Source organism: Bifidobacterium sp. N4G05 (assembly GCF_002742445.1).
In the GTDB taxonomy this organism is placed as follows: Bacteria; Actinomycetota; Actinomycetes; order Actinomycetales; family Bifidobacteriaceae; genus Bifidobacterium; species Bifidobacterium hominis.
Map to the genome: position 1 here is coordinate 31,909 of NZ_NJNQ01000002.1, position 16,398 is coordinate 48,306.

Below are 16,398 nucleotides of genomic sequence, written 5' to 3' on the forward strand. Positions count from 1 at the left end.
TTCATTATCGGGCGCTCAGCAGCGGCCACCCGTATGCCAACCCCCTAGTCTACCGTCTAATGCACCCTTGCATGCGCATTCTCCTCAATTAGTTTTCTTTTTTCGCACTTTTCGATAGATGTACAGCGGCAAGCGGTCCACCTAAACGGCTTGCGACGAACGCACTGACCGCAACCGCGAAACCAATGGGCACAAACAGATTAATCGGAGCATCCGCAAGTTCCATCACTAAACAAATCGCCATAAGCGGAGCCTGCTGGGACGCAGCCAACAGCGCGCACGCACCCAGCAGAGCATACATGCCAATCGAATTCGTGTGGAAAACCTGCATCCACAGAACGCCAAGCAACGCACCCCCCGAAGCACCGAGCGCAATACCCGGTTGCAATACACCGCCGGCAGCGCCGGAACGGATCGTCAACAGTGTGACAATCGCCTTCGCAAGGAATGAAACCAACAAAATCGGCAGCACAGCCAAATCAACGTCGGACGAGAAACTCAATTGCGCGGTGGCGCGACCATTGCCCATAACCTGCGGCACCCAAATCGCCACCACACCGGTCAGCAAGCCAACGAGCGGCAGCATCCACAGAATGCCAACGCCCGACGGCTTGGATTTCTCAGCCCACTGCGAGCCGCGACGGAACAGCGCGCCGGCAACGCCGAGAATCATGCCGGCAACCAGTGCGAACGCCATGTAATCGGGGGTAAACAAACCGTCGGTTTCACCAATCAAATAGAACGTGTGTGTGCCCTTGACCAGCGACGCCACCCACGAAGCCAGCGCGGAACAGGCGAATGCGAGCGTCACCGTTTCGAGGGTTATGTCGGCGAGCAGAATCTCGACCGCGAAAAACGTGCCTGCAAGCGGCGCGTTATACACGCCCGCAAGGCCGGCCGCAGCCGTGATCGCCACCAGCATGCGAGTGTCTTTTGCGTCAAGATGCACCCAACGCGCGAACCGTTGACCGAACATCGCACCCAACTCGCGCGGCGCCACTTCTCGACCGATCGACATGCCCGCACCGACAATGAAAATCTGCAGCAGCACATGCACGACGGTCTGCCAAATCGGCATAATATCGCCATTTACCGCCTTTTTAACGGACGGAACTTTCGTGCTGCGCGTACGCAACAGCCACCAAATCACGGCCGCAATGGCCGCACCCGCGGTCACGGAAATCAGTCGACGAATCACAGGAACGTTGAACGGGCCGGATTCCTGCGAATTCTCAACATAGCCGAGTGCAAGATGCTCGACGCCGTACAGCATCAACGTCAGCAGACCAGCGGCCGCACCAATGGCCACTCCCACAATCACCACCGCCGCAATCAACGCCGGAATTCTGCCAATCTTTGGCTGCGTTCCGTGAGAATTCTGCGACTCCTGCGATTCTCGTGTTTTTTGCGATTCCTGCGATTCCCGCATCTGCCGCACTCCTTGCACACCGTCTCCTTCGTTCAATTCATCCCCCCAATTGTCCCACCTGCCGCAACGTCCATTTGTTACGCCCCAAGCGTGGCGATCGGCAGCACCAGAATGCCATCATCACGACGGTATGCAATATCACCACGCCCGACAATAAACGCCATGAATTCAGGCTCACGAACTTGAGATAGAGGATTTCCGCACACTTTTTCTTTGAAAGCATGTAGTTTGTCTACATTTTTCTCCGTGACTTTCAAATCGCTCAGCTTAATCTCCACCGCAGCCCAGCGACCATCCACCAATTCAAGAATCACATCAACTTCAAGACCTTTTTCATCCCGATAATATGCGATTCGATTCGCACCACCCATCGATTCGAGATACACGCGCAAATCACGAATCACCAATGTTTCAAACAAATCTCCCAGCGTTTGCGTGTCACGCGCAAGGACAGCCGGAGTCGCCCCCAGTAACGCGCTCGGCAGCGACGGATCCACGAAATAACGTTTCGGCTTCGTGCGAACTCGAGATTTTGCACGAAGAGAAGGTTCCCATCCTTCCAAATCGTCAATCAGATAGAGACTTTTCAGCTCATCCATATATCGTTTCAGCGTCGGAGCGCTGATGCTGACGCCTTCATCACCGTATGACATGTCTTTCATCAGCGTCTCGTAGGTAGGCGCCTGAGCCACATTCATGGCAAGTGCTTTCATGAGAACCCGCATTATTTCCGGGTTAAGACCAAGCTTAGGAATATTGACGTCCAGTATGCTCCGTACATATTCAGCCGAAGTCTCCAGAGCGAACTCGTCTTCAACATCAAGGTTTGACGGCCATCCACCTCGGCAACACCACCGAGCCACATTCATAATGCCCGTCTTGTTTCTGGAAGGTTCAAACTCGCCTTCAAAAAGTTTGCCGAGACTTACGCTCCCTGTTGATTCACCGGATTCAGCCAAGCTCATCGGACGCATATGAAGTCTCGCAATGCGACCGGTTCCGCTATGGTGTATTTTCTCAGTTTCCTTAGGTTGGCTGGAACCTGTAAGGATTAGCTGCCCTTTACGATTGGCGTTATCGTCAACATGCCGGCGAGCAGCATCCCACACAGCCGGAACTTCCTGCCACTCGTCCACGAGATGCGGCTCTTCACCCATGAGCACCAAATTCGGATCGTTAGACGCGGCGTCGTAGGTAGCGGAATCATCGAGACGATCCACACTGGATGCATGCGCCAAAGCCGTCCACGTTTTGCCACACCATTTTGGACCTACAATCTCAACGGCACCAAAAGCGCGCAGCAGTTTTTCCAGCCGCCGGTCTGCAACGCGAGGACGATATTCCGCCATTTTTAAATCACTCATCATTCCGCACTTTCAAGTTTACGCCAATCTCATTTTCGATTTTACGCTGTTTTGACTTTCGATTTTACGCCAATCTCACTTTCGATTTTACGCCGACAGCACTGCTGACGATTACATTTTCGATATTGAGAAATCACGAGAAAGCAGCAAAAGTCATAAGAAAACCCGCCCGGGAAAAGGAGGAAGACCGGGCGGGTTGAGGAGAGGAAGAAAGGGAAGTCAGCTATGAAGGGTTACTTAGTGGCCTCCTTGGAGTCCTTGCTCTTCGGCATAACCCAGAACTTGAGCAGCGGGTAGCTCACGATCACGGCGAGCAGGGTGTTGACCACGGAGGCAATGGTGCCGGCGATGCCAGCGCCCATGCCCCAACCCTGGCACAGACCAGTCACGTAGCCCGGCAGCACGAGGTTCACAACCACGATGATCACAGCGAGGATCACATACTTCCAAGCGGCGTCCTTGAAGCTGGAGTCAGACTTGAACACCCACTTCATCTGCACGAAGAAGTTCACCACCTGGGCGAGCACCTCGGCAAGCAGGAAGGTGAGGAAGCCGCCCAGACCGTTGCCCTGGGTGTCGTAGTTGAAAATCAGAAAGTGGAACGGCTGAGTCAGGCCCATGCCACTGATGAAGATGGCGGTGCCAATCCACGTCACCACGAAACGGGTGATGGTGGAGATGTTTGACAGCAGGTTGAACAGGATGAATTCCCAGATGTTCGGGTGATCCTTGATCCACTGGCGGATCGGACCGACCTTCTCGGCCGTCTGCGTTGCGTTGTTATCAGTCATTGTTCAGCTCCCTTGTAGTGCGCCTGTTTGCGGATTGGTTGCGGAAGAAGCCGGCAATCACGCCGCCCAATCCGCGGAAGGTGTGGCCGTTGGCGATTTTGACGATGGCGTCGACCATCGCGGAATCGACCATGCCTTGGGTCATCTTGCTCATGGCTCGCGGAGGCATGTTCAGGATGAACAGGGTATTGAGGTCCGGGGCACCGGTCTTCTGGCGGATCTTGGCTTCCTGCTTGGCGAGCGTCTTGGCGACGGTACGCGCCACGAAGCCTTTGGAATCCACCCAAGACATAATCGGATCGTTCACATCGAACGTCACCGGCTTGCCCGGAGCCACAACCTCATGACCAAACAGAATGGCCATTTCAGCATCGGTCACTTCCTTGACGTGACCGCTGAGGTAATGTCCGAGTGCAACATCCGCGGCAACGGGCTCGATATCGCCGGCAACAGTGAGTGGAATCGAAAGCGGCAGATGCTCGGCGTTGTCGCCCACCATCAGCGTCCACTCGCCGGATTCCGTCTTCCATTCGTTGCAGGCAACGTCGAAGTGACGGAAGGTGTAACGATCGAAATCAATGTGCACGCTCTTGCTTTCATGAGCAGCAAGCGAGACCTTGGCGAAGCCCTTGAGTTCGCGATCGGGGCGCAATACGCCGCCCTGCGGACCGCGCACATACAGCTGTACAACGGCTGAACCGGCAACGTCGGAATCGTTGCCGACCATCACGTCAACGCCCTTTTCACCGGCAGTTGCGGCGCTGTAGGTGAACTTGGAATAGCTCAGGCCATAGCCGAACGGGAAGCGCACCGGCACACCGGCGGTTTCGTAATAACGATAACCAACGAATGGGCCTTCGCGGTAGATCGCATCGCGGCCGATTGCCGGATACCAACCGGAGCTCGGGCAATCCTCGTAACGCACCGGCCAGGTTTCAGCCAAATGGCCGGACGGATTGACTTCGCCGGTCAGTGCACGTACGGCTGCGGAAGCGCCGGCCTGACCGGACAGGCCCACGTAAAGTACTGCGGCAACATCATCGATCCACGGCAGTTCCACCGGAGAACCGGCAACAAGCACGATCACGATCGGCTTGCCAGTACCCTTCAGCGCCTCAACCAGATCGTTCTGCACCTGCGGAATCGCCATGGTGGAACGGTCAAGACCTTCGGATTCGCTACGCTCATCAAGACCGACGACCGCAAGCACCACATCCACATCATCCTTACCGGCCAGTGCGACGGCGTCTTCCACGAGCACGCGATCAGCCTTGCCTTGGCGGTCGTAGCCCTGCTCGTAGCCGGCCAATACCAGTCCTTCGGCGTTCTTGACCTCGTCGAGGATGTTCTCCTCCTTGGTGGCGTTCACCTTGGATGAGCCGGAACCCTGATAGCGTGCGGTCGCGGCCATATCTCCGATGACGGCCACGCGAGTGCCCGGCTTGAGCGGCAGCGTGGCGGCGTCGTTCTTCAGCAGCACGCTGGAATGTTCCGCGACCGTTCTGGCGATATCATGGTGCGCCTTCGCGATGTCGTCCGACAGCAGATCGTCGCGGCCGACGCCGACGAGCTTGGTCGCCGCCGCGATTTTGGCGACTTCCGCGGCACGCTTGTTGATGTCCGCCTCGGCGAGCGTGCCCGCTTTGACCGCGCCTTCCAGCTCGCGCACGGAGGTGAAACCTGGCGACGGCATTTCCAGCGAGCCGCCGGCTTTGACGGCTGCGACGGCGGAGTTGGAGCCGCCCCAATCGGAGACGACCATGCCGTCGAAGCCCCATTCGTCGCGCAGGATCTCCTGCAGCAGATGCTTGTTTTCGTGGGCGTAGACGCCGTTGACCTCGTTGTAGGAGGTCATGATGCTCATCGGCTTGGCCTCGCGCACGGCGATTTCAAAACCGGTCAGATACAATTCGCGCATGGTACGTTCGTCCACCACGGAGTTGCTGGCCTGGCGGCGCAGCTCCTGGCTGTTGACCGCGAAATGCTTCGGGCATGCGGAGACGCCGTTGCTCTGGATGCCGCGAATGAGGCCGGCGGCCATACGGCCGGCGACGATCGGATCTTCCGAATAGTACTCGAAGTTGCGTCCGCACAGCGGGTTGCGTTTGACGTTCATGCCCGGTCCAAGCAACACGTTCACGTCGAGATCGTGAGCTTCCTTGCCGAGCGCCTCGCCCATCTCTTCGGCGAGCGCCGGATCCCAGGTGTTGGCCACGGTGCAGGCGGTCGGGAAGCAGGTGGCCGGCTTGGATGCGCCGATGCCGAGGTGGTCGCCTTCGCCAAGCTGCCTGCGCACGCCGTGTGGGCCGTCGCTCATGACGAAGCCGGGAATGTCGGCGCGATCGTTGCCGCGCGAATCCCATTCGGATCCGCCGGACAGCATCGCCGCCTTTTCAACGATCGAAAGATCTTCAAGTTCCATGGGTTCTCCCTCGCACTAGGTGTTGCCAAAACCTGCTTTGCCGAGCCTGCCCTGTCCGCTCCGCCCGACTGCGCTGTTTTCTTGCGATTTCCCGCTGCCGTACCGCGCTGCATCGCACCGTGCCGCACGCGGGATTTCGCCGCTAGTTTGATTGAACCAGCTTTTGCGATGCCATCACCGCCGTATTACACAACCTGTCGTTTTGCTCGCACAATCGGCATATGGGCGCGGTGAAGAGGGTATGCGGTGGCGCAGAACGCGCATAAAATCGCATCGTTCCATTTTGCAATCGATGGCAAGCGTTTCGATATGCGTATATCGTTGCAATTTCAAGCGACTCGCCGATATTGATACCTTTTTGCACAAGCGCTATCTTTCTTAACGAAAGTAAGTTTTGCTGACTTTTCTTCAATGCGGAACATGCTTTGATCACTCAACGCGGAGAGCGATGTTTCGCAGCGCACAGAAAGGATAATGAGATACGCGACCAGCAAAGCAGCGACACGAGCATCGCCTTGGACGCCAATACGGACGTCCAGCAGGAGGCCGATAAACCGGCAGTCAAGTGGAGGTACCTCTTCGGCTTCCTCGCCTGGACCGTGCTTAACGCCATCGTCATCGCACTGTGCGCTGGCGCGTCGGTCTTGACCATCAAGCGCATCAAGTAATTCAAACAGGACCGTACCGTCGCATATGATGACACGGCCCCAATCCAGTTCTCCCGATTTTTCCCACACTCAAAGGAGCCCCACATGGTAGACAGCACACTGTTCTCGCTGGCCACGCTCAACGCCCATCCGGCAATGAATCCGGATTCGGTGATCCAGGGCGATCATTGGCGCATCGGCCTCATCACGGACGCGCTCGTCCGTTTCGAATGGTCCGACAGCGGCCGTTTCGTGGATGACGCCACGCAGATGGCGATGGTCCGTGATTTCGGCGAAAAGCCTGAATTCACCGTCACCGAACGTAATGGCTGGCTGGAAATCGACACCCCGTCGCTGCATATCTCCTACAACCAGCGCAAGTTCTCTCCGGAAGGCCTGTACGCAACCGTCAAGCACGTCAACGCCATCGAAAACACTTGGCATTACGGCGACGTGCAGCGCAGGAACCTCGGCGGCACCTACCGTACGCTCGACGAGGCGAACGGCCGCATCCCCGTCGATCCGGGCGTCAACAGCACCGACGGTTGGGCGATCATCGACGATTCCAAGTCGAACGTCATCCGCGAAACCGCCGAAGTGAACGGCAACCACAACGATTTCGGCACGTGGGTGACCCCGAAGGAAGAGCCGACCACCGACCTGTATCTGTTCGGCTACGGCCACCGCTACCGCGAGGCCGTGCACGCCCTGTACCGCCTGACCGGCCCGACCCCGCTGCTGCCGCGCTTCGTGCTGGGCAACTGGTGGAGCCGCTACCACCGCTATACCGAAACCGAATACCGTCAGCTCGTCGAACGTTTCGAAAAGGAAGGCATCCCGTTCACCACGGCCGTCATCGATATGGACTGGCACCTGGTTGACGACGTCGACCCGAAGTACGGCTCCGGCTGGACCGGCTACACGTGGAACAAGGACTTCTTCCCGGATCCGAAGCGCTTCCTCAACTGGCTGCACGAGCATGGCATGAAGGCCACGCTCAACGTCCACCCGAGGGACGGCGTGCGCGCGTTCGAAGAGCTGTATCCGCAGGTCGCCAAGGCCATGAACATCGATCCGGAAAGCGGCGAGGCCGTGCAGTTCGACCTGACCGATCCGAAGTTCATGGAGGTCTACTTCGACCAGCTCCACCACCCGATGGAGGAAGATGGCGTCGACTTCTGGTGGATTGACTGGCAGCAGGGCGGCCTGACGCGGCAGCCGGGCCTCGACCCGCTGTGGGGCCTGAACCACCTGCATTACCTCGATTCCGCCCGCAACGACGGCAGCGACTACAGCGAACGCAACCCGCGCCCGCTCACCTTCTCGCGTTACGCCGGCCCGGGCTCGCACCGCTACCCGATCGGCTTCTCCGGCGACACCGTCGTGACGTGGGAGTCGCTGAAGTTCCAGCCGGAATTCACCGCCTGCGCTTCCAACATCGGCTACGGCTGGTGGAGCCACGACATCGGCGGCCACATGTTCGGCTACCGTGACGAGGAGCTGGAGGTCCGCTGGTACCAGCTGGGCGCGTTCAGCCCGATCAACCGTCTGCACTCCACCGATTCGCCGTTCAACGGCAAGGAGCCGTGGAACTTCCACGGCGATGCGGAACGTGCGATGACGTCCGCGCTGCGCCTGCGCCATGCGATGATCCCGTACCTGTACACGATGAACCGTCGCGCCGCATTCGACAACGAGCCGCTCGTGCAGCCGCTGTACTGGGACTATCCGGAAATCGAAGCCGCATACAAGCTCACCGACGAATTCCGTTTCGGCACCGAGCTGCTGGTCGCGCCGATCGTCGATCCAGCCGAGCGTTCCGTGCAGCGTGCGAAGGCCGACGTGTGGCTGCCGCAGGGCGAATGGTTCGATTTCTTCGACGGTCGCCATTACACGTCTCGTCCGGCCGAAGGCCGCCGTCTGGAGGCTTGGCGCGATCTCGACCGCATGCCGGTGTTCGCCAAGCCCGGCGCGATCGTGCCGCTGCAGATTCCCGCCGAGGGTGAGGCGCTCAACTCCGTGGCCAACCCGCGCGCACTGCAGGTAGTGGTGTTCCCGGGTGCCGAAAACAGCTTCACGCTGTGGGAGGATGACGGTGCCGCACAGAGCAAGGATCGTTGGGCATCCACCGAAATGGCGCTGCGTTTTGAGGGCGATTCCGCACAGTTCTCGATCGCCCCTGCGGAAGGTGCGACGGACGTCATTCCGGCTTCCCGCGATTGGACGGTCACGTTCCGTGGCATCGCTCCGGAAGCGATGCACGCCGTCCGCGCGACCGTCGACGGCTCTGCCGCCGCTCCGGAAGTCGCGTACGATGCGGAAACGCTGAGCCTGACCGTCACGCTGCGTGACGTGCCGACGAGCTCCGCAATCGCCATCGATTTCGCCGACGGTCTTGCCGTTGCGGACGATCCGGTTGAAGCCGACGCGTTCGCCGTGCTGAAGGATGCGCAGATGCTGTACATGACCAAGGAGCTCGCATACCGCGCGATCCGCGAGCTGGGCAAGGATGCGCTGCCAGCACTGAGCACGCTGGAGGATCTGCACGGCGTTGGCGCGCAGACCAAACACCAGTCCCACATGCCGCAGCCGGTCATCCAGGCCCTGGCCGAAGTGCTGACCCGCAACTGACCTCATCGCAATAATTCAAAATAAAACGCGTGCGCGTCCGGATGGTTTCCGCCCGGACGCACACGCGTTTTGTTTTATGTACGAAATTAGTATGACTCGACATTCCGCATAGATTCGAAGAAGAATCAATGACACGCCCATCGCAAATGCGATAATTCCATAATCACAACAGGCATGTTGCAGCTTCTCTCGCTTGAGAAAGGTAAAGCATTAAAACCCTAAAGTGTATACGTTTACAAATAACAATCTAGATATTGACTTTGAGACTTATATACTATAATGTTATCGTATACATGATAGCTTTATGAGCTACTCACTTCGACGAAGAAAGAAAGGAGCAAATATGCAGAACGGGGATTTTCGCTAAACCGGCTGCAGCGCCAATGATGTACGTCCAATTACTTCAGCCAGTACAACGCAGCAACATCTACAGCAGGTAACCCCGTCTGCCACCTAGCTGTTAAGGCAACGGTGCCTATGTATGCCATCGCAGCACATTTCAACAGCAATCATGAGAGGTGCTGCCCATAGATGAACAACACCTCTCATACAAACTGCATCTAGCAACGTCAAAGAAGAAGGCTTTCATGACTGATTTCAATCGTTCCAAGCTTCCCGACAGCGTCCGTTCGAACGGCGCGACCCCGAATCCGTGGTGGGCGAACGCGGTGGTCTACCAGATCTACCCGCGTTCCTTCCAGGATTCCAACGGCGACGGCATCGGCGACCTGAAGGGCATCACCAGCCGTCTCGACTACCTCTCCGACCTCGGCGTGGACGTGCTGTGGCTGTCCCCGGTGTACAGGTCCCCGCAGGACGACAACGGCTACGACATCTCCGACTACCAGGACATCGACCCGCTGTTCGGCACCTTGGAGGACATGGACGAGCTTCTCGACGAGGCGCACAAGCGCGGCCTGAGGATCGTAATGGACCTGGTCGTCAACCACACGTCCGACGAGCACGCCTGGTTCCAGGCCTCCCGCGACAAGGACGACCCGCACGCCGACTGGTACTGGTGGCGTCCCGCCAGGCCGGGCCACGAGCCGGGCACCCCGGGCGCCGAGCCGAACCAGTGGGGCTCCTACTTCGGCGGCTCCGCATGGGAGTACGATCCGAAGCGCGGCGAATACTATTTCCACCAATTCTCTAAGAAGCAGCCGGATTTGAATTGGGAGAATCCGGAGGTGCGCAAGGCCGTCTACAAGATGATGAACTGGTGGATGGACCGCGGCATCGACGGCTTCCGCATGGACGTCATCACCCTCATTTCGAAGAAGGTCGACAAGAACGGACGTCTGCCGGGTGAGGAAGGTTCCGAAATCGCCGATCTGCCGGTCGGAGAGGAAGGGTATTCGAATCCGAACCCGTTCTGCGCGGACGGCCCAAGGCAGGACGAGTTTCTTGCCGAAATGCGTCACGAGGTCTTCGACGGTCGCGAAGGGTTCCTGACTGTAGGCGAGGCTCCGGGCATCACCCCAGCTCGCAACGAGCACATCACTGACCCAGAAAACGGCGAACTAGACATGCTGTTCCTGTTTGAGCATCTGGATGCCGATTGCGAGGACAATACCAAGTGGAAGCCGACCAAGCTCGAACTCCCCAAGCTGAAGGAGATTCTCAACGGCCAACAGAATGCGGTATCCAAAGCCGGCTGGGCCAGCCTGTTCTTCGATAACCATGACCAGCCACGCATCGTCTCCCGCTGGGGCGACGACTCCACCAAGGAGACTCGCGAGGCATCGGCGAAGGCGCTTGCCCTGCTGCTGCACATGCACCGCGGCACCCCGTACATCTACGAAGGCGAGGAACTGGGCATGACCAATGCCCACTTCACCGAACTCGACCAGTACCGCGACCTCGAATCCCTAAACGCCTACAGGCAGAGAGTTATCGAAACCGGAGTGCAGGACTGCAAATCCATGATGCATGGAATCGCAGAACGCAGCCGAGACAACGCGCGTACGCCGATGCAGTGGGACGGCTCCAAGTACGCCGGCTTCACCGCGCCGGACGCAGCCACCGAACCGTGGATCAGCGTCAACCCGAACCACGTGGAAATCAACGCCGCAGCGCAATGCGATGACCCGGAATCCGTGCACGCTTTCTATAAGCAACTCATAGATCTAAGGCACAGGAATCCAGTCGTGGCCGCAGGAGATTTCCGGCTACTGGACGCGTCAGATCGACAGGTGTATTCGTTTGTCCGCGCTCTTTCGTCCAAGGACGGGCAGGTCGCTAAACGACTTCTCGTCATGGTCAATGTCTCGGGAGAGATTGCACGTATTCCGTCGGAAACAGCGGCCTTGCTTCCCCTCGATGTCGACGAATCCCATATCGTCATAACAACGCACGATTCAGCTCACACCAAACTTTCGCTTACGAAGCGTGAACTGGCTCCATGGGAGGGAGTGGCGATCGAACTTTAATTACCATGCTTAGCATGTAACGTTTCACTCATCATAAGTGGACAGATGGCGGGCAAAATTCCATTCCCCTCAACCCGCCATAGCCCTTCCGACAAACGGTATCAATAACCGGAAATCGGAACGTGCTCTCATCCTGGTGACATGGATTTGGTTTCCTTCTCTTTCCCAAGTCCTCGCCACCAGGATGTTTTTCTTTAGGAACAACAAAGGGTCAGCCCCATCTGCGAGGCAAGACATTCGCCAATCAAGAATAGGGGAACCGCAACTACGAGCCTTCTCAAAATTCAGATGCTCTTCCCTTGCTTTTATGCATCCTGCATATTCTCCTAAGCATCGACAAAATCAGGAGCATATACGCATAGGACGCACATCCGAGCAGAGAATTTCGCCGTCACATACCCATATGGCATCTCATGACTTCTCCATCAGACTTATGACAGAGGAGCAGTTGAAGCCCTCAATGCAAGATATGTATCCAAAACCCTATTCTGAACTTCAGGCTGTTGTCCACGGATAAGATCCAACACCAGACGCCCTGCCTCAGCACCAAGAAAATCCACTTCCTGATGAACGGTGGTGAGATTGAATTGCTTTGCATAGGTGCTGTCATCAAAACCGACAAGCGACATGTCCTGAGGAACTTTAATACCGCTCCGCATCAGCTTGAATAACAGCGGAATGGCCATCCCATCACTCAAACAACAGACTGCCGTAGGCCGCGGCGAGCATGTCAGCAATTGCGATATCGCGTAATTCTCCGGTTCATCAACTTCACGTGGCACATGAATCAACAAAGGCTCAATGGATTCGCCAACGTCATGGCATGCACGCAGGAAGGCATCGGAACGTAAATCAGCGCTATACGGCAAGGGTGCATGCTTCAATTCGGAACATACAAAACAAACTCTGTGGTGTCCAAGATCATGCAGATGCTTAACAACCAAGCGCATACTGGCATATTCATCAATGCCGATGGTGGCGCTAAAACCCTGTGTAACAGGCACATTGATACCAATCAACGGTATATCAAGACGTCTAAGATCCTCGATTTCCATCACGTCTACACCGAACGACGAGACGACCACGGCATCAACGTTGTGCCGCAATGGAATCTCCTCAAACAGTTGCCGACGATTGGTTACATCGGGAATGTAATACGTACAAATGTCATAGCCCTCCGGCTGCAACACATCATTCAACGCCCCACAAATGTGAGAGTTAAACCAAGTGGCCACCGGCTCGCTAATCAGCACGGCAATACGGAACGATTGTTGTGATTTCAACGCCGAAGCGGAACGCGAGATAGTGAATCCAAGCTCCTGTGCCGCAGTCATAACCTTTTCACGCGTTTCCTGCAACACCTTGTCAGGATGAGCGAATGTTCTCGAAACAGTGGCCGTCGACACGCCGGCTTTATTCGCGACATCTTGCGTCGTGGGCTTCAAATTGATGCCTCATTTCTGTTGTTTTTCAAAGGATAAAACCTGTGTTCTCCAAGAAGGGGTTTCTCCGATGAACTCGTATACATCTAAAACCAGTATACATTATTTGACGGTTGGAAAACCTGATGATATCGTATACATTGTTCCCGCAAATCGAAGTAGATCACAGGGAACAAAGGAGGATTGAAAATGAAAAACAAGCAATGGATGCTTCGTGCAGTCGGCGTGATTTCTGCTCTTGCTTTGGGCCTCGGCGGACTTGCCGCATGCGGCAACAGTTCCTCGGCGGAAAGCAAGAACGGACGCGTCTACTATCTCAACAAGAAAGCCGAAGAGCAGTCGACATGGGTTAAGCTCGGCAAGGCATTCGAGAAGGAAACCGGCATTCCGGTTCAGATTCAGACCGGCGGCACCGATTACGATGCGACGTTGCGTTCGGAGCTTTCCAAGAAGGCCGCTCCTACGATGTTCCAGGCTGATGGCCCGAGCTTCATGAGCAGCTTCAAGAAGTACGCCAAGGATTTGTCCAACAGCGACATCTACAAGCAGCTTGACAAGAATTACAAGAATCGTGTGCTGACCAACGATGAGGGCAAGCCAATCGCCATTCCTTACGCAACCGAAAGCTATGGCATCATCTACAACAAGTCTTTGCTCAAGAAGTATTTCGACGCCAGCTGGTCAACGGTGAAGTCCGCCGAAGACATCAACAACTTCAAGGCGTTGAAGACCGTCGCGGACGAGATTCAAGCGCACAAGGACGAAATTGGCGTCAAGGGAGCGTTCAGCTCCGCAGGTCTCGACACCAGCTCGGCTTTCCGCTATAACTTCCATCTCCCCAGCGTGCCGCTGTACTACGAATACGCCGATGACGGTGTCGACATGACCAAGGTTCCGTCCAGCGTCAAGGGCACCTATGTCAAGAAGATGAAGAACATCTTCGATCTGTACATTAAGGATTCCACGGTCGAGCCCAGCTCCTTGTCCGGTAAGACCATGGATGATTCAATCGCCGAATTCGCCACAGGCCAGGCCGTGTTCTTCCAGGATGGCGTGTGGGCCTACAACCAGATCAAGGGTCAATCCGTGTCTGACAACGATCTGGGAGTGTTCCCCATCTACATTGGCGCCAAGGGCGAAGAGAACCAGGGTCTGAATCAGGTGATCAGCAATTACTGGTGCGTGAACTCCAAGGTCTCCGAAAAGGATCAGCAAGCCACTGAAAAGTTCCTGAGCTGGCTAGTCACTTCCGATACCGCGCTTAAGGCCATCTCCCAGGACATGGGACTGGTGTCTCCGTTCAAGGGCTTCGACAACGAGAAGTACCAAGTTACCAATCCGCTGGTGGGCGTCAATCGTGAATACCAGAAGGCCGGAAAGACCGATGTAATCAGCGTTCCTACCGTTTCTCACCAGTGGGAGCAGAATCTCGGTTCCGCAGAGCTTAACTACGCTCAGGGCAATGGCAGCTGGGATGATGTTGTCAAGGTATTCACCAATGACTGGGCCAGCGAATACAAGCTTGCTTACGGCGAGTGAGGAAACCCTGTCATGATCACTATGACCGGTCGGGCCATCAGGCGCTGGTGGCCCCTGTTTGTACTACCGACATGCTTCGCTTTCGCCCTCGGCTTCGTAGTGCCGCTGGTGATGGGTATCTATCTCAGCTTCACCGAATTCACCACGATCACCGATGCCGAATTCGTAGGCTTGAAAAATTATGTCAGAGCATTCCAGGATCCCGACTTCCTGCATGCGCTGCTGTTCACTCTGGCCTTCACCATCGTCACCACCATATTGATCAATGTCGCCGCATTCTTCGTCGCTTATATGTTCACGAAGGCGATGCGCGGTGCGAAACTGTTCCGTTCGGTGTTCTTTATGCCTAACCTCATCGGCGGCATCGTGCTGGGCTATATCTGGCAGCTGCTGTTGAACGGCGTTCTGGCCCACTGGAACATCTCGCTGACATATCACGCCAAATACGGATTCATCGGCATGGTAATCCTAGTTTGTTGGCAACAAATCGGCTACATGATGGTGATTTACATCGCCGGACTGCAAAACGTTCCTGGCGACGTGATAGAGGCCGCTTCCGTGGATGGTGCCACTCCGAAACAGATTCTATGGAGCATCACCATTCCGCTGATGATGCCAAGCATCACCGTCTGCTCGTTCCTTACCGTGACCGGTGGATTCAAGCTCTTCGATCAGAACCTCGCTCTGACCAACGGCGCTCCGAGTAACACCTCGGAAATGCTGGCCTTGAATATCTACCGCACGTTCTACGGACGAGCCGGATTCGAGGGCGTAGGCCAGGCAAAGGCAGTGATGTTCTTCGTCCTCGTTGCCCTGATTGCCATCATCCAGAACAAACTCACCACCAGTAAGGAGGTCCAAGCATGAACCAGCGCATCAAGCACGGCCCATTCTGGACCGGACTGTTCTCGGTCATTTCTTTGGCGTGGTTGTTCCCGCTTGCTCTAGTGCTGATTAATTCCTTCAAAAAGAAGGTCTACATCTCCGCGGACACCTTCTCCTTGCCAACTGGTAAGGAATTTGCGGGACTCTTCAACTACAAGGATGGCATCGAGAAGACCAACTTCATTGCCAGCTTTGGGTGGAGCCTTGTCATTACGGTCGGTGCAGTGCTTCTCATCCTCCTTTGCACCTCGATGTGCGCTTGGTGGATTGTGCGAGTGAACAACGTCGCATCGAAAATCATCTACGTGTTGTTCCTGTTGAACATGATTGTTCCATTCCAGATGGTGATGTTCCCTCTGTCGAAGATGGCTGACATGCTTGGCCTGAACACCCCATGGGGCGTCTGCCTTGTGTATCTGGGATTCGGCGCAGGACTTCCCGTATTCATCTTCACAGGTACGATCAAATCCATTCCGCAGGAAATCGAAGAATCCGCAATGATTGATGGCGCCGGAGCGGTGCGTACATTCTTCACCATCGTTGTGCCGATGATGCGCTCGTCGATTATCACCGTGGCGATTCTGCAGACCATGTGGATTTGGAATGACTACCTGCTGCCGTATCTGACCTTGGATCTGCAAAGGTTCAAGACCATTCCAATCGTGATCCAGTATCTGCGTGGAGGCTACGGCAGTATCGATATGGGCGCCCTGATGGCATGCCTGGTGCTGGCGATTATTCCAATCGTCATCTTCTTCGCACTATGCCAGAAGTACATCATCCAAGGCATCACCGCCGGTGCGGTGAAGGGCTGATCCA

Annotated in this window: 11 protein-coding genes; 5 read left to right on the forward strand and 6 right to left on the reverse strand. The window is 56.1% G+C overall.

The window, feature by feature from the left end; genetic code table 11:
- Positions 1–88: 88 nt before the first annotated feature.
- The 5 genes from CE153_RS02000 to CE153_RS08750 form a co-directional block, all read right to left on the reverse strand.
- Entirely contained in the window at positions 89–1,429 is a 1,341-nt protein-coding gene (locus CE153_RS02000; RefSeq protein WP_099594967.1) for a chloride channel protein, read from the reverse strand.
- 77 nt (positions 1,430–1,506) lie between these two features.
- On the reverse strand, positions 1,507–2,796 hold the full coding sequence (locus tag CE153_RS02005; RefSeq protein ID WP_099594968.1) for an ATP-binding protein: 1,290 nt from the start codon (positions 2,794–2,796) through the stop codon (positions 1,507–1,509).
- 230 nt (positions 2,797–3,026) lie between these two features.
- Positions 3,027–3,584 carry a GtrA family protein gene (locus CE153_RS02010; protein ID WP_099594969.1) on the reverse strand — a complete coding sequence of 186 codons (558 nt, stop codon included), beginning with the start codon at positions 3,582–3,584 and terminating at the stop codon, positions 3,027–3,029.
- A complete protein-coding gene (gene gluB / locus CE153_RS02015; protein ID WP_099594970.1) occupies positions 3,577–6,006 on the reverse strand; it encodes a beta-glucosidase GluB in 2,430 nt (809 codons plus the stop codon). The genes CE153_RS02010 and gluB overlap by 8 nt, the downstream gene beginning before the upstream one ends.
- A 329-nt stretch (positions 6,007–6,335) precedes the next feature.
- Positions 6,336–6,743 carry a hypothetical protein gene (locus CE153_RS08750; RefSeq protein ID WP_143433062.1) on the reverse strand — a complete coding sequence of 136 codons (408 nt, stop codon included), beginning with the start codon at positions 6,741–6,743 and terminating at the stop codon, positions 6,336–6,338.
- Between the two features lie 15 nt (positions 6,744–6,758).
- Between CE153_RS08750 and CE153_RS02025 the strand changes: the two genes are divergently transcribed.
- Both CE153_RS02025 and CE153_RS02030 read left to right on the forward strand, forming a co-directional pair.
- Positions 6,759–9,284, forward strand: a complete 2,526-nt coding sequence (locus CE153_RS02025) for a glycoside hydrolase family 31 protein (protein WP_099571463.1) — start codon at positions 6,759–6,761, stop codon at positions 9,282–9,284.
- Between the two features lie 587 nt (positions 9,285–9,871).
- Entirely contained in the window at positions 9,872–11,713 is a 1,842-nt protein-coding gene (locus CE153_RS02030) for a glycoside hydrolase family 13 protein (RefSeq protein ID WP_099571464.1), read from the forward strand.
- A gap of 431 nt (positions 11,714–12,144) precedes the next feature.
- Here the strand turns inward: CE153_RS02030 and CE153_RS02035 are convergent, their stop codons facing one another.
- Positions 12,145–13,158 carry a LacI family DNA-binding transcriptional regulator gene (locus tag CE153_RS02035; protein WP_039776024.1) on the reverse strand — a complete coding sequence of 338 codons (1,014 nt, stop codon included), beginning with the start codon at positions 13,156–13,158 and terminating at the stop codon, positions 12,145–12,147.
- A gap of 186 nt (positions 13,159–13,344) precedes the next feature.
- Between CE153_RS02035 and CE153_RS02040 the strand changes: the two genes are divergently transcribed.
- The 3 genes from CE153_RS02040 to CE153_RS02050 are packed head-to-tail and all read left to right on the forward strand — an operon-like array spanning position 13,345 to position 16,394.
- Positions 13,345–14,694 (forward strand): ABC transporter substrate-binding protein, encoded by a 1,350-nt coding sequence (locus tag CE153_RS02040; protein ID WP_226560252.1) that lies wholly within the window; start codon positions 13,345–13,347, stop codon positions 14,692–14,694.
- Positions 14,695–14,706: 12 nt separating this feature from the next.
- Positions 14,707–15,561, forward strand: coding sequence for a carbohydrate ABC transporter permease (locus CE153_RS02045; RefSeq protein WP_039776028.1), 855 nt, complete (start codon positions 14,707–14,709; stop codon positions 15,559–15,561).
- Complete coding sequence (locus CE153_RS02050; protein WP_021913073.1) at positions 15,558–16,394, forward strand: carbohydrate ABC transporter permease; 837 nt, start codon at positions 15,558–15,560, stop codon at positions 16,392–16,394. Before CE153_RS02045 ends, CE153_RS02050 begins: the two co-directional genes overlap by 4 nt.
- Positions 16,395–16,398 lie beyond the last annotated feature (4 nt).